At 74.6% G+C, this 14191-nt stretch carries 15 protein-coding genes; 3 read left to right on the top strand and 12 right to left on the bottom strand.

The window, feature by feature from the left end; translation table 11 throughout:
- Position 1: 1 nt before the first annotated feature.
- From KV205_RS25380 to KV205_RS25360, 5 genes are all read right to left on the bottom strand, one after another.
- Positions 2-454: an SRPBCC family protein gene (locus tag KV205_RS25380; RefSeq protein WP_265866927.1), complete on the bottom strand. Its 453-nt coding sequence runs from the start codon at positions 452-454 to the stop codon at positions 2-4.
- 88 nt (positions 455-542) lie between these two features.
- The gene (locus KV205_RS25375) at positions 543-1160 is read right to left on the bottom strand and encodes a DinB family protein (protein ID WP_265866926.1); all 618 of its coding nucleotides are present in this window, start codon (positions 1158-1160) and stop codon (positions 543-545) included.
- 97 nt (positions 1161-1257) lie between these two features.
- The gene (locus tag KV205_RS25370; protein WP_265866925.1) at positions 1258-3240 is read right to left on the bottom strand and encodes an ABC transporter permease; all 1983 of its coding nucleotides are present in this window, start codon (positions 3238-3240) and stop codon (positions 1258-1260) included.
- Between the two features lie 15 nt (positions 3241-3255).
- The gene (locus tag KV205_RS25365; RefSeq protein WP_265866924.1) at positions 3256-3654 is read right to left on the bottom strand and encodes a molybdopterin-binding protein; all 399 of its coding nucleotides are present in this window, start codon (positions 3652-3654) and stop codon (positions 3256-3258) included.
- A 96-nt stretch (positions 3655-3750) separates the two neighbouring features.
- Positions 3751-4227 (bottom strand): Lrp/AsnC family transcriptional regulator, encoded by a 477-nt coding sequence (locus KV205_RS25360; protein ID WP_265866923.1) that lies wholly within the window; start codon positions 4225-4227, stop codon positions 3751-3753.
- A 285-nt stretch (positions 4228-4512) separates the two neighbouring features.
- Between KV205_RS25360 and KV205_RS25355 the strand changes: the two genes are divergently transcribed.
- Entirely contained in the window at positions 4513-6057 is a 1545-nt protein-coding gene (locus KV205_RS25355) for an FUSC family protein (protein WP_265866922.1), read from the top strand.
- Between the two features lie 105 nt (positions 6058-6162).
- Entirely contained in the window at positions 6163-7224 is a 1062-nt protein-coding gene (locus tag KV205_RS25350; protein ID WP_265866921.1) for a lactonase family protein, read from the top strand.
- 142 nt (positions 7225-7366) lie between these two features.
- Here KV205_RS25350 and KV205_RS25345 read toward each other — a convergent pair whose 3' ends face one another.
- The 5 genes from KV205_RS25345 to KV205_RS25325 form a co-directional block, all read right to left on the bottom strand.
- A complete protein-coding gene (locus KV205_RS25345; RefSeq protein WP_265866920.1) occupies positions 7367-8284 on the bottom strand; it encodes a sirohydrochlorin chelatase in 918 nt (305 codons plus the stop codon).
- Positions 8285-8381: 97 nt separating this feature from the next.
- The gene (locus tag KV205_RS25340) at positions 8382-9386 is read right to left on the bottom strand and encodes a BadF/BadG/BcrA/BcrD ATPase family protein (RefSeq protein ID WP_265866919.1); all 1005 of its coding nucleotides are present in this window, start codon (positions 9384-9386) and stop codon (positions 8382-8384) included.
- On the bottom strand, positions 9383-10060 hold the full coding sequence (locus KV205_RS25335) for a uracil-DNA glycosylase (RefSeq protein ID WP_265866918.1): 678 nt from the start codon (positions 10058-10060) through the stop codon (positions 9383-9385). Before KV205_RS25335 ends, KV205_RS25340 begins: the two co-directional genes overlap by 4 nt.
- A gap of 65 nt (positions 10061-10125) precedes the next feature.
- A complete protein-coding gene (locus tag KV205_RS25330; RefSeq protein WP_265866917.1) occupies positions 10126-11211 on the bottom strand; it encodes an exo-alpha-sialidase in 1086 nt (361 codons plus the stop codon).
- Positions 11212-11321: 110 nt separating this feature from the next.
- Positions 11322-12407 (bottom strand): NADH:flavin oxidoreductase/NADH oxidase, encoded by a 1086-nt coding sequence (locus tag KV205_RS25325; RefSeq protein ID WP_265866916.1) that lies wholly within the window; start codon positions 12405-12407, stop codon positions 11322-11324.
- 100 nt (positions 12408-12507) lie between these two features.
- Here KV205_RS25325 and KV205_RS25320 point away from each other — a divergent pair, with 100 nt between their 5' ends.
- Positions 12508-12900 (top strand): helix-turn-helix transcriptional regulator, encoded by a 393-nt coding sequence (locus KV205_RS25320; protein WP_265866915.1) that lies wholly within the window; start codon positions 12508-12510, stop codon positions 12898-12900.
- A 4-nt stretch (positions 12901-12904) separates the two neighbouring features.
- Here KV205_RS25320 and KV205_RS25315 read toward each other — a convergent pair whose 3' ends face one another.
- Together KV205_RS25315 and KV205_RS25310 are read right to left on the bottom strand one after the other, a co-directional pair.
- Positions 12905-13255 (bottom strand): hypothetical protein, encoded by a 351-nt coding sequence (locus KV205_RS25315; RefSeq protein WP_265866914.1) that lies wholly within the window; start codon positions 13253-13255, stop codon positions 12905-12907.
- Positions 13256-13448: 193 nt separating this feature from the next.
- Complete coding sequence (locus tag KV205_RS25310; RefSeq protein ID WP_265866913.1) at positions 13449-14108, bottom strand: DUF305 domain-containing protein; 660 nt, start codon at positions 14106-14108, stop codon at positions 13449-13451.
- Positions 14109-14191 lie beyond the last annotated feature (83 nt).

Here is a 14191-nt window from a genome sequence, read left to right as displayed (position 1 = left end):
GTCAGCCGGTGGAGCCGGCCTCCAGGATGCCCTTCAGGTGCTCCTCGTCACGTGGCATCTCCTTGCGCGCGCGGGGCTTCACGACAAGGGGCACGAGGGCCTTCCCGATGCCGTGCCCCTCGAAGTCGAGGGAGAGCGTCAGCCGTGAGCGGGTGCCCTGGTCCAGTGGCTCGATGCTGCCCTGGACGTCACCGCGGACCGGTCCGTCCACGCCGTGGATGTGCCAGCTGCGCGGCGGGTCGAGCTCCATGACCTGCATGGTCATGTCGAAGTCCCGCTTGCCCATGTGCCGGGTGACGGCGACCTGCGAGCCGACCGTGCCGGGGGTGCCACGGCGAGGCGTCACCTTCACCGCGCTCTCCTGCCAGTCGGGCAGATGGCTGGGGTCGGTGATGTAGGCGAAGACCTCTTCGGGCGGACGTGCGATGTCGATGGAGGCATTGATCCTGGACATGTCGCCTTCTTCGCTTGCGAAGGATGGATCACCTCCATCGTCCCACGCGGGCCCTCGCCCGTCGCCCCCTCGCCCCTTGCCCGGAGGGTCAGCCGCGGGACCGGTACAGGTCCCTGAGCAGGGCGATCTCCGCGCCGTGCGCAAGCAGTTCCTGGTTCATCCACCACACGACGTCGACGAGCGCGTCCTCGGGATCGCTGCCGTGTGGATAGCTGCAGTATCCAATGGTGTCGAGATCCGTGTCGGTCAGCCCCAGCAGCATCGCGTGCCAGCCCGCCATCGCCCGCTCCAGATCGGCGACGGCCGTGGCCGCGTCCCCGTGGCTGCGGAAGTCGTCCCGGGTGAGCGTCCGCCCACCGGCGGTGTGGTCGGTGCGCAGCGTGAACATCTCCGCCAGATGGCTGGTGCGCCAGGCGATCGTGGTGAACGGCGCCGGCACCGGATGCGGCGCCGGCGTCGCGTCCCGCCCCCAGTCCCCGGCCCCGGTCAGCACCGTGGCCCGCGCCCCGGGCCCGTCCGCCTTCCGGCGCACCGACCAGCAGTCCGGCACCGGCTCCCACCGGTACTCGTCGTCCGTCAGCGGCGGCACCGGCACCTCGGTGCCGTTCCCGCTGTCCACCACCGGCCCGCGGAGCCGGTTCACCAGCCGGTCGCGGGTGAACTCGAACTGTTCGAGGAGGGGTACGAGGCGGGCGGGGACGGTCATGGGACGCTCCGGATCCGGGGTTGGGGACGGGCGGCTGGCACGCTGCCACAGAACCCCCGGGCGGGCCACGGGATTTCGGACCCGCCGGGAACCCCGGTCACAGGGTGACGACGGTGACCTCGGTCGCCTTCACGCCCGTCCACACCGGCGCGCCGTCCGCCAGGGCGAGCTCGGCGGCCGCCTGCGGGGTGATCTCGGCGACCAGCGGCGGCACCTGGTCCGAGGTGACGAGGACCCGCAGCCGGCTGCCGCTCGCGGTGATCTCGCGGACGGTGCCGGGCCAGACGTTCCGGGGGCTGCCGCCGGGGCGCTCGCGGTGCACGGCGACCGCCTCGGGCGGGATGATCGCGAGGACCTCCGCGCCCGCCGGCACCGGATCGGCCGCGAGCAGCGAGCCGCCGCCGGCCAGGGCGAGCCGCCCGCCCGCCCCGCTCGCCGTCGCCGGCCAGGCGTTCCGGCCGAGGAGGCGCGCGACCCACGGCGAGCGCGGGTGGCGCGAGACCTCGGCGGGGGAGGCGTCCTGCAGGGCGCGCCCGTCCTCCAGGACGAGCACCCGGTCGGCGAGCGACACCGCCTCCACCGGGTCGTGGGTGACGATCAGACATACCCCGCCGAAGGCCGCGAGATGGCCGCGCAGGGTGTGCCGTACCTGGGCGCGGGTGGTCTGGTCGAGCGCGGCCAGCGGCTCGTCGAGCAGCAGCAGCCGGGGCCGGGCGGCGAGCGCCCGGGCGAGCGCGACCCGCTGCGCCTGCCCGCCGGACAACTGGGCGGGCCTGCGCCGGGCGAGGTGCCCGACGCCCAGTCGGTCGAGCCAGGCCTGCGCGGCCGCGCGCGCCTCGGCCCGCGGCACACCCCGGGCTCGCAGCCCGTAGGCGGTGTTCGCGAGCGCCGACAGATGCGGGAACAGCGCCCCGTCCTGCGGCACCCACGCGACCTGCCGCCGGTGCGGGGCGAGGTCGGTGACATCGGCGTCCCCGAGGGTCAGCCGCGCGTGCGCCCGGGGGGTCAGCCCGAGCAGGGCCCGCAGCAGGGTGGTCTTCCCGGCCCCGTTCGGCCCGACGACGGCGATCGTCGTGCCGGGCTCGGCGTCCAGCGTGAGCCGGTCGAAGCCGCTGACCTCGGCGTGCAGCGCCCAGCGCGCCCCGTCGCCGACCGCGTCCCCCGGTCCGGCCACCCCCTTCTCGTACGAGACGGGGTCATACGGGACCGGGGCGTACGAGGTGGGGTCCGTGCCCGTCGCGCGCTCCGGCTCCGCCGGGGCGGCGGCCGCGCGCACCGGGCGCCCGCCCGCGGGCGAACCCGTCCAGCGCCCGCGCAGCGCGATCAGCACCGCCATCGCGATCACCAGGAGCAGCAGCGAGACCGAGGTCGCGGCCTCGGGCTCGTCCTGGAGCAGGAGGTAGACCTGGAGCGGCAGGGTCTGCGTGGTGCCCGGCAGATTCCCCGCGAACGTGATCGTCGCGCCGAACTCGCCGAGCGCCCGCGCCCAGGTCAGTGCCGCGCCCGCGACCAGACCCGGGGCGACCATGGGCAGCGTGACCGTGAAGAACACCCGCAGCGGCGAGGCGCCGAGCGAGGCCGCCGTCTCCTCGTACCGCGGCCGGAGCCCGCCGAGCGCGCCCTCCAGGCTGATGACCAGGAACGGCATGGCGACGAAGGTCGCCGCGAGCACCGCGCCGGAGGTGTGGAAGGGCAGGGTGATGCCGAAGGTGTCCTCCAGCCACGGCCCGAGCAGCCCGCGCCGCCCGAAGGCGAGCAGCAGCGCGACTCCGCCCACGGTCGGCGGCAGCACCATCGGCAGCAGCACCAGGGACCGTACGAAGGCCTTGCCCGGGAACGGCACCCGGGCGAGCAGCCACGCCAGCGGCACGCCGAACAGCAACGAGAGCCCCAGCGCGCAGAACGAGACGATCAGCGACAGCCGCAGCGCCTCGACGGTCCCGGCGGCGGTCAGATGCGCGCCCAGCTCGCTCCACTCGGTGCGCACCAGGATGCCGAGCAGCGGCAGCAGCAGGAACGCGACCCCGAGCAGGGCGGGGACGGCGAGGGCGATCGGGGTGCGGGACCGGTTCGTCGACACGCGGGGACCAGGTGCTCAGGTGCGGTCGATGTGCACGCTGGTCGACTTCACCCGGGCGGTGGCCTGCATACCGACCTCCAGGCCCAGCTCCTCCACCGCCTCGCGGGTGAGCAGCGAGACGAGCCGGTGCGGCCCGGCCTGGATCTCGACCTGGGCGGCGATGTCGCCGAGCTTGACGGCGGTCACGATGCCGGGGAAGGCGTTGCGGGCCGAGGTGTACGGCTCCTCCTCGTCCCCCGTCCCGGCCGCCTGCGCGAGCTCGACCGAGAACGCGGCCAGGTCGCGCCCGTCGATGAGCCGCCGGCCGCCCTCGTCGCGATGCGTGGCGACCCGCCCGGCGTCGGCCCAGCGGCGCGCGGTGTCCGGGCTGACGCCGAGCAGCCGCGCGGCCTGACCGATGGTGTAGGACTGCATGTGCGCCAGCCTAGGTGGGACGGGATCTCATCTGCAATCAGCTGTGGGACATCCTCCTGGCAGCTGCCCTCCCTCCTGGAGGAAACACCAAGCCCGTCACGTGCTGCTCCCGCGGCCCACCGCCTCCACCAGCGGCAGCAGTCGGTGCGCCACGCGCTCGCGCAGCGCGATCTCGGTGCGGGTGCGGACCACGCCGGGAAGCTGGATCAGACGCTGGATCACGTCCTCCAGATGTCCCGCGTCGCGGGCCACCACCCGGGTCAGCAGATCGCCCCCGCCGGTGATGGAGAAGGCCTCGACGATCTCCGCGACGCCCGCCAGCGCGTCCCCGACCTCGTCCAGATGCCCCTGGGTGACCTCGATGTGCACGAAGGCCAGCACGGGGTGGCCGAGCGCCGCGGGGGACAGCACCGGGCCGGTGGCCGTGATCACGCCGTCCCGCTCCAGCCGGTCGATCCGGGCCTGCACGGTGCCCCGGGCCACGCCCAGGATCCGCGCGTACTCGCGCACGCTGGTGCGCGGCTGCTCGATGAGCAGCCGCAGGATGCGGGTGTCGAGCTCGTCCACCGCCATGGTCCGTTGGCCTCCTTCTGGCCGTGTCACCGACCCTTCGACTGTACCAATGGCCCACCAGTCGGGGAGTCGGTTGAGCCAGTGAGCCGATGGATGTTTTCCTTCGAAGGAGAAATGCACAGATGGCGCCGCGCACGCGCCGGACCGGCGAGGTGGCCGGACCCCGGACCCGCGGCGCCTTCGTCATGTGTACGTCCATGAGTCCATGAGTACGTCCGGGACGCGGGAAGCGTCCGTGATGCGTGAAGAGGGTGTGTGTACCACAGCGGGGGCGGAACGACCGTCATGAAGAAGGCCCTGGCGGCCACCGGCAGACTGCTGCGCCATGTGTGCGTGGCGCCGGACCCCGGCAAGGTCCGGCTGCGGGTCGCGAGCCGCGCCGTCCTCGGCGTCGGCCTCGCCGTGGCCGTCGCCGAACTGGCCGGCCTCTCCCTGACCGCGTCCATCACCGCCGGCCTCGCCGCGCTGCTCGCGCTCTTCACCGTCGCCGACCCCACCGTCCGCCGGCAGGCCGTCACCACGGCCCTGCTCCCGCTGGCCGGCTTCCCCGTGCTCGCGCTCGCCACCGTGCTGCACGGCGCGCCGCTGCTGCGCGACCTCGCGTGGCTCCTGGTGGTCTTCGCCGGGGTGTACGCGCGGCGCTGGGGCCCGCGCGGCCACGCGCTCGGCATCTTCGCCTTCATGCAGTTCTTCGTGACCCAGTTCCTGCACGCCGTGCCCGCCCAGCTGCCCGAGCTCTTCGGCGCGGTGCTGCTGGCGCTCGGCACGGCCGGCGCGGTCCGCTTCGGCTTCTGGTGCATCGAGCGGCGCGTGCCGCCGCCCGCCGCGCCCGCACCGCTGCCCGGCACCGGCCTCGCCCGGCCCACCACCCGGCAGGCCTTCCAGGCCACGGCCGCCTGCGCCGTCGCCCTCGCCGCCGGCCAGATCCTCTCCGAGGAGCGCTGGTACTGGGCCGTCGGCACCGCCTGGTGGATCTTCGTCAACACCGCCTCGCGCGGCGAGACCCTGGTCCGCGGCTTCCGCCGGGTCGTGGGGACCGTCACCGGCATCGCCGCCGGACTGCTCGTGGCGATCCCCCTTGGCGGCGCCCCCGCCCCGACGGCCGCGCTCGTCGCCCTGTGCGTCTTCGGCATCTTCTACACCGCGCCGCTCTCGTACAGCTGGATGATGTTCTTCGTGACCGTCATGGCCGGTCTCCTCTACGGGCTCCTCGGTGTCCTGCACCCCGGGCTGCTGCTGCTCCGCTTCGAGGAGACCGCGGTCGGCGCCCTCGGCGCGGCCGTCGGCGTCGCCCTGCTGCCGGTCACCACCCACGCGGCCACCAACGCCTGGATCCAGCGCGCCGTCGGCTGCGTGCACGCCTGCACCAGCGCCGCGGCCCGCCGCCTCGCCGGCGACCCGCACGCCGACCCGGCCGCCCACGCCGCCGAACTCGACCTGCTGCTCTCCCGCGCCCGGCTCACCCTGGCCCCGCTGGTCCACCCGCTGAGCCCGCTGCGCGCCCGCAAGGCCCGCGCCCGGCACGTCCTGGACCTGCTCGACGCCTGCGCCCGCGAGAGCCGCGGGCTCGCCGCCGTCGCCGCCGACCCCGACGCCTCGCACGACGCCCGCCTCGCGGCCGCCGCCTGGCGCGTCGAGGCAGCCGTCCACGCCCTCGTACCGCCGGTCGCCCCGAACCGACCGCAGACCCCCACCGAGGCAGCCCTGCCCGCCCACCACCCCGGCGCGGAAGCCGCCCTGACCCACCTCCACGCCCTGGAGCACGCCCTCACCGCCCTGGCGACCCCGCTGCGCACCGCGCCCGGCTCGCCCCTGGTCCCGGCGGCCTGATCCCCGCTTCCCCCGGTCGCCCACCTTTGGTCTAGACCGCCTGCTAACGTCACCTCGGACGGCGGCCGGTCGGTCGTGGCTGGCCCCAGGGACAGGGGAGGCGCCGTGAACGACACGCGGACAGGGCAGACGGGCGCACGGCGCCCGGGGCGGGCGTACATCGGCTCGTTCACATCGGCCGGCGGGCAGGGGGTGCTCGCCGCCGACGTGGATCCGGATACGGGCGCGCTCGCCGTCACCGGTTCGAGCGACGCGGTCGACGACCCGTCGTTCCTCGCGCTCGACGGAGACGTGCTCTACGCCGTCTCCGAGACCAAGGACGGCGCCGCCGCGGCCTTCGACATCACCGGGCCCACACCCCGCCCGCTCGGGCCGCCCGTGCCGGTGGGCGCCGCCGGCCCCACACACCTCGCCGTCACCGGCGGACACCTGCTCACCGCGAACTACACCTCCGGCAGCGTCTCCGTGCTGCCCGTCGCCGCCGACGGCTCCCTCGGGCCCGTCACCGGGCAGGTGCGCCACGAGGGCGGCGGACCCGTCGCCGGCCGGCAGGAGGCTCCGCACGCGCACCAGGTGCTGCCCGACCCCGGCGGACGCTGGGTGCTCGCCGTGGACCTCGGGACCGACTCCGTGACCGTCGGCGCCCTCGACGCCGCCACGGGCACCCTCCGGACGCACGGCAGCACCGCCCTGCGCCCCGGCACCGGGCCGCGCCACCTCGCCTTCCACCCGGCCGGCGGGCACGCGTACGTCCTGAACGAGCTGGAGCCCACCGTCACCGTGTGCCGCTGGGACGCCGCGGCGGGCGTGCTCACGCCGCTCGGAGAGACGCCCGTGGTGCCCGAGGGTGCCCAGGGGGCCTGCTACCCCTCCGAGGTCGTCGTCGCTCCCGACGGACGCTTCCTGTGGGCCGCCGTGCGCGGTGCCGACACCCTCGCCGTGCTCGCGCTCGCCGAGGACGGCGCGAGCGCCCGGCTGACCGCCTCCGTGCCCTGCGGCGGCGACTGGCCCCGGGATCTGACCCTCGCGCCCTCAGGACGGCACCTGTACGCGGCGAACGAGCGCTCCGGCGACGTCACCTGGTTCACCGTCGACCCGGAGACCGGGCTGCCGGAGCGGGTCGGGTCGATCCCGGCGCCCGCCGCCTCCTGCGTGGTCTTCGCCTGACGGCCGCCCGTGCGCGGGACCGCGCACGGGAAGGGCCCGCACCGGATCTCTCCGGTGCGGGCCCTTCCCGTCACGGTCGTACGTCGCGCGGTACCGCTCCCGGTTCCGCTTTCGGGTTCCGGTTACGGGCGCCGAGGTGCGGCTAGCGCACCGAGGCGCCCGGCTGCGGGGCGATGCCGAGGGTCGACATGAACTGCGAGAGCACCAGCCGGCCGATCGCCGGGTACGCGCCGAGCGGCTCGGCCGCCGCGCAGCCCGCCTCCTTGGCGGCCGCGTCGAGCAGCCCCTCGGACAGCTCCGGGCCGATCAGGTACGGGGCGAGCGCGAGCTGCTCCGCACCGGCGTTGCGCAGCTGCTCGGCGATCGAGGCGATCGAACCGTCCTGGTCCAGCGCGGCCGCCATCACCGGCACCGCGAGCCGGGCCGCGAGCAGCATGCCCGTGATGCCGGCGGCCTGCACGGCCTCCTCGCCGCCCACGGTGGCCAGGATGATGCCGTCGGCCGCCGTGGCGACCGTGAAGAGGCGCGCGCGGTCGGCGCGGGCCAGACCGGCCTCGGACAGGCGCACGTGCAGCGCCTCGGCGAGCAGCGGGTGCGGACCGAGCACATCGGTCAGCTCGGCGTTGTTGCCGGCGTCCATGACGGCCTGGCGGATCTGGCGGGTCAGCGCGCTGTCCGGGCCCGCGAGCAGCGGCACCACGACCGCGGCCGGGCCCTCGGGGGCGGCGACCTCGCGGCCGGCGGCCACGGCGATCTCGTAACGCTCGGTGCGCAGGGCGGAGACCGCGGTGAGGACCGACGTCAGGGTCGGGTACTCGGTGTCGTCGCCGTCCAGGTAGCCGATCACGGCCTCCAGGCCGGGCAGCTCCGAGCGGGCGATGCTCACGACCTCCTCGGCCAGCGAGCGTATGGCGGCCGACGGCACGCCGGGAACGGCGAGCACCAGGGTCGGAGCGCCCTCGGGCGCCGCCACGGGTTCAGGGCGACGGTGCCGCCCGGACTGGCGGGGTCGCGGCATTCGTACAGGCAGCCCGGGAGTGGGCCCAGTGGGGGAGCTCATGGCGCCGCATGCTACTGGTTTCGTGCGCCGCCCGGCTCGCTGAGGTGCAGTCGGGCGACTTCTGCCCCGCTATGTCCGAACTGGCCGGGAACTGCTGTTACCTGGTGACTTGGAGCATGCGCGGGTCCTCCGGCAGCCGGAGCGTTCCGCCCGCGAGCGCGGCCGCGATCGTCACCGCCCCGACCAGCGGATCGCCCGCCGCGGGCACTTCGCGAACCCCCGGAGCCATCCTGCCCAGTTCGGCCCGCAGCGGCCCGAGCAGGGCCTCGCCGATCCTGAACAGCCCCCCGGTGAACGCCACTTCGCCGTCCGGGCCGTCGGGACTCGCCGGGAGGACGGCCGCCGCTGCCTCCGCGATCCGCCGGCCGGCTTCGGCGAGGATTCCGCTTGCGACCGGATCGCCCGCCCCGGCGGCCGCGGCCACGTCCGGCGCGAACGAGGCGAGGACGGCCGGCCGGTCGGTACGGGGGTAGAGCGCGGCCGGCAACCCGGCGGCCGGCCCGAACCGTTCCTCGGCCCGCGCGAGCAACGCCGCCGAACCACCGCGCCGTCCGTCGTACGCCCGCATCGCCGCCTCCAGACCGGCCCGGCCGATCCAGGCGCCGCTGCCGCAGTCGCCGAGCAGATGACCCCAGCCGTCCGCCCGGCGCCAGCCGGACAGATCGGTGCCGAGAGCGATCAGCCCGGTGCCGCCCGCGACCACCGCGCCGGGCCGCTGTCCGAGTGCCCCGGCGTACGCGGTGACGGCGTCCGCCGCGAGCGCGAGCCGCCGCACGCCCCAGGCCTCGGCGAGCGCGCCCGGCAGTTCGGCCCGCAGCCGGTCGCCTAGCGTCGCCATCCCGGCCGCCCCGACGGCGACCGCGCGGACCGCCCCGCCGCCGGCCCGGGCCGCCATCGCGTCCACGGCCGGCAGCAGCCGGCCGAGCAGCTGCCCGGCGTCGATCCCGCCCGGCCCGGTACGCACCGGCTCCCCGGACGTGACCGTCTCCAGGATCCGCCCGTCCCGTTCGCCGTCCCCGGCGCGCGCGAGCGCGACCCGGAGGCCCGAGCCGCCGGAGTCCACCCCGACGACGAAGGCCCGCTCCGCGCCGGCCGCTGTCACGGCAGCTGCCAGTCCACCGGCTGGGCGCCCTGCCGGAGCAGCAGCTCGTTGGTGCGGCTGAACGGACGGGAGCCGAAGAAGCCGCGGTCGGCGGACATCGGCGAGGGGTGCGAGGACTCGATGGCCGGCAGATTGCCGAGCAGCGGGCGCAGATTGCGCGCGTCCCGCCCCCACAGCACCGACACCAGCGGCTTCCCGCGCGCGGCGAGCGCCCGGATGGCCTGCTCGGTGACGGCCTCCCAGCCCTTGTCCCGGTGCGCCGCCGGACGGCGCGGGGCCGTGGTGAGCGCCCTGTTGAGGAGCAGGACGCCCTGCCGGGTCCACGGGGTCAGATCACCGTTCGAGGGCCGGGGGAGGCCCAGGTCGGTGTTCATCTCCCGGAAGATGTTCTCCAGGCTCGGCGGCAGCGGGTGCACCTCCGGAGCCACCGAGAAACTGAGCCCGACGGCATGGCCGGGGGTGGGATAGGGGTCCTGGCCGACGATGAGGACCCGCACCTCGTCGAAGGGCTGCTGGAACGCCCTCAGGACGTTCGCCCCCGACGGGAGGTAGGTCCGCCCCGCGGCGATCTCCTGGCGCAGGAAGTCGCCCATCGCGGCGATGCGTTCGGCCACCGGCGCAAGGGCGTTCGCCCAGCCGGCCTCGACGATTTCGTTCAACGGTCTTGCTGCCACGCCGTCACTCTACTGGCGCACACCGACAGCGCCGCCCGACCGCCGCCGGACCCGATCCCCACTGTTCAGCCGATCACCGCCGCCCGTACACACAGCACGTCCGGCAGGTGCTCGGCGAGCAGCTGCCAGCTGTCGCCGTCGTCCGCGCTCGCGTACACCTCGCCGTTGCGATTGCCGAAGTAGATCCCGGCCGGGTCGGCGTCGTCGGTGCACAGCGCGTCGCGCAGCACCGTCCCGTAGTGATCGCCCTCCGGCAGGCCCTTGGACAGCGGCTCCCAGCTCGCCCCCGCGTCCGTGGTCCGGTAGACCCGGCAGCGGCGGCCGGCCGGCACCCGGTCGGCGTCCGCGTTGATCGGGAACACATAGGCGGTGTCCGGGCGGTGGGGGTGGGCGGCGACCGCGAAGCCGAAGTCGGACGGCAGCCCCTCGCCGATGTCCGTCCACCGGCCGCCCCCGTCGTCACTGCGGAAGACGCCCCAGTGGTTCTGCAGATACAGCTGGTCCAGGTCCCCGGCGTCCTGGGCGATCTTGTGCACGCACTGCCCGAACTCGGGGTTGGGATCGGGCAGGAAGACCGCCGACACCCCCTGGTTGGCCGGGTCCCAGCTCGCGCCGCCGTCCCGGGACCGGAAGACGCCGGCGGTCGACACCGCCACCGTCACCGCGTCCGGGTCCCGGGCGTCGGTGACCACGGTGTGCACCGCCTCGCCGCCCCCGCCCGGCACCCAGCGGTCCCGGGTCGGGTGCTCCCACAGCGGGCGCACCAGCTCGAAGGACTCGCCGCCGTCGGCCGACCTGAAGAGCGCGGCAGGCTCCGTCCCCGCGTACACGACGCCGGGGGAGTGCGCGGGTGCCGGATGGAGCTGCCACACCCGCTCCAGTGAAGCCCCGGTGTCCTGCGGGAACTTGACCGCCGGCCGGGGCGGCTCGGTCCAGCTCGTGCCGAGGTCGTCGGAGTGGAAGACGGAGGGTCCCCAGTGGGAGCTGTCCCCGCCGACCAGGATTCTCGGGCGATCACCCCGGGTGTCGATCCCGATCGAATAGATCGCCTGCGCGTTGAAGTGGGGGGCGTCGAACTCCCATCGGCCGTCTCGCCCGCGGCCGATGAAGAGCCCCTTGCGGGTGCCCACGGTCAGTACTACGTCGGTCATGCCGACACCTCCAGGACGCCGTTGTCGCGGATACGGGCCAGTCTGCACCCCACCACTGACAACGGCGTCCGGAGCCTGCTCCGCCCCTGGTCAGAGGCGTGTTGGCGGGCTCAGATCGCCCAGGCGTACGGCGCGGGCGCGGAGATCTCGGCGCCCAGTTCGCGGGCCGCGCGGCGCGGCCAGGAGGCGTCCCGCAGCAGCTCGCGGCCGAGGAGCACGGCGTCCGCCTCGCCGTTGGCGACGATCTTCTCGGCCTGCTCGCTCTCCGTGATCAGACCGACGGCCGCGACCGGCAGTCCGGTCTCCGCCTTCACCCGGGCGGCGAAGGGCACCTGGTAGCCGGGGCCGACCGGGATCCGGGCCGGCCCGCCGTTGCCGCCGGTGGACACGTCGAGCAGGTCGACGCCGTGCTCGCGCAGCAGGGCGGCGAAGCGCACGGTCTCGTCCGCCGTCCAGCCCTGCTCGTCCAGCCAGTCGGTGGCCGAGATCCGGAAGAACAGCGGCAGTTCCTCCGGCCAGACGGCGCGCACGGCGTCGACGACCTCCAGGGCGAGCCGGGTGCGGTTCTCGAAGGAGCCGCCGTAGGCGTCGGTGCGGCGGTTGCTGTGCGGGGAGAGGAACTCGCCGATCAGATAGCCGTGGGCTCCGTGCACCTCCAGGACCTGGAAGCCGGCGGCGAGCGCGCGCCGGGCGGCGTCGGCGAACCGCTCGGTGACGGCGTGGATCTGGTCGACCGTCAGCTCGGTCGGCTCCTGGTGGTCGTCGGCGTAGGCGACCGGGCTCGGGCCGACCGGCTGCCAGCCGAGGCCGGTGGCGGGGTCGACCGGCCCGCGGCCTTCCCAGGGCTGCTTGGTGGCGGCCTTGCGCCCGGCATGACCGATCTGGATGCCCGGCACGGTGCCGTGCTCCGTCAGGAACGCGGCGATCCGGCGCAGCCCGTCGATCTGCGCGTCGTCCCAGAGCCCGAGGTCGAAGGGGCTGATCCGGCCCTCGGGAGCGACCGCGGTCGCCTCGACCAGGATCAGCCCGGCGCCGCCGGTGGCCCGGGAGGCGTAGTGCGCGAAGTGCCAGTCGCCCGCGACGCCGGCGCCCGGACCCGTCGGCTCCGCCGAGTACTGGCACATCGGGGCCATCCAGACCCGATGGGGCACGGTGACGGACCGCAGGGTGAAGGGCTCGAACAGGGCGGCGCTCATGACGGACTCCTCGTCGGCGTGACGGATGCTGCCTCGGGCTGACGCTCGTACGATACGCATCGTAGTACGGCATCTGTCAAACTACGAGAACTCTCGTACAATGAAGTCCCCCGACCCCGACAGCCGTGGAGCCGCCGCCGTGACCACCGCGACCAACCCCCGGGTCCTGGAGCACCCCGAGCGCGCCGAGATCCGCCTCGAAGCCGTGCTCCACGCCCTCTCCGACGCGGTCCGGCTCCGGATCGTCCGGGACATGGTCCGCGGCGAGGGCGAGGAGTTCGCCTGCTCGTCCTTCGTCCTGCCGGTCACCAAGTCGACCACCACCCACCACTTCCGCGTCCTGCGCGAGAGCGGCGTGGTCCGCCAGCTCTACCGCGGCACGACCAAGCTCAACACCCTCCGCCGCGACGACCTCGAAGCGCTCTTCCCCGGCCTCCTGGACAGCATCCTCACCGCCACCGAGGCCCAGTCCGCCCGCCTGGGCGAGGAGTAGAGCCTCAGCCCCGCAGCGGATTCGCGAGCTCCGCGAAGCCGCGGCGCTCGGCGTGCGTGAGCGGGGTGACGCCCTTGCCGTCCGCGAGGTTCCGGTCGGCGCCGGCGGCGAGCAGCAGCGCCACCACCTTCTGGTGGGCGCGGCCGCCGTCGCCGAGGATGACCGCCTCCAGGAGGGCCGTCCAGCCCAGGTCGTTGACGTGGTCGACGTCGATGTCGGTCTCCCGCAGCAGCGGGGTGCTCAGCTCCTCGTCCCGGGCCTCGACGCGGGCGCCCTCGTCGAGCGCGGCGCGCACCTCGGCCGGATCGCCCCGGCGAGCGGCGGCGAGCAGGCTCAGGTCGGCGGGACCGGGCATGTGGGGGCTCCTCGGGGATCGGGGTTCGGGCCGTCGGGACGGTGGGGCGCGGGCCGGTGCGCGGCCCCTGGTCCATCCTCGGCCCCGTACCCCCGGCGGCGACTCCGCCCGCCGGCCCGTTCCCGACGGCCGCCCGGCCGACCCCGGGGTCAACCGATCGGCTGACCCCGGTACTCAAGCTCCCCTCGGTGCCCTACAGCGACCGCATCCGGTCGATCTCGGCCGACTGCTGCGCGATCACATCGCTCGCCATCTCCTCCACGAGCACGTTGTTGCCCTGGCTCAGCACGTCCGCCGCCATCGTGATCGCCCCGTCGTGGTGGGTGATCATCAGCTTCAGGAAGAGGCTGTCGAAGGCCGCCCCCTTGGCGCCCCGCAGCTGCGCGAGCTGCGCCTCGGTGGCCATGCCCGGCATCGCGTGGTGGTCATGGCCGGTCATCGGACGCGGACCGCCGTTGTTCTTCAGCCAGCCCTCCATCGCGCCGATCTCCGGCCCCTGCGCCGCCGAGATCCGCTCGGCGACCTTGCGGACTTGCGGGTCCTTCGCGCGCTGCGGGGCGAGCGCGGTCATGGTGAGGGCCTGGCGGTGGTGCTCGATCATCATCTGCACATAGCTGTAGTCGGCGCCGTTGGGGCGCTCGTCCGGCATCATCCGGGCCGCCTCCTCCGGCGAGACCCGCCGGGCGGGCTCACCGGGCTTGCCGGGTGCCACGATCGCCGGGTTCTTCCCCGAACTCCCGGACCCGGAAACCGGCTTGTTCTCGTCGGACCCCGACTCGCAGGCTCCCAGGGCGAATACGGCACAGGCGGCGAGCAGCACGGCGAGGGCACCACGGACACGGCGGTTCGACAACGCGACCTCCCAAGGCACTTCGGCGACTTCGGTCACTCGGACAACTTCGGTCACTCGGTCAACGGCGGCGGTTCGAGGAAAAC

The organism is Streptomyces sp. SKN60 (assembly GCF_026236535.1).
Lineage (GTDB): Bacteria > Actinomycetota > Actinomycetes > Streptomycetales > Streptomycetaceae > Streptomyces.
This window is presented reverse-complemented; position numbering and strand designations above follow the sequence as displayed.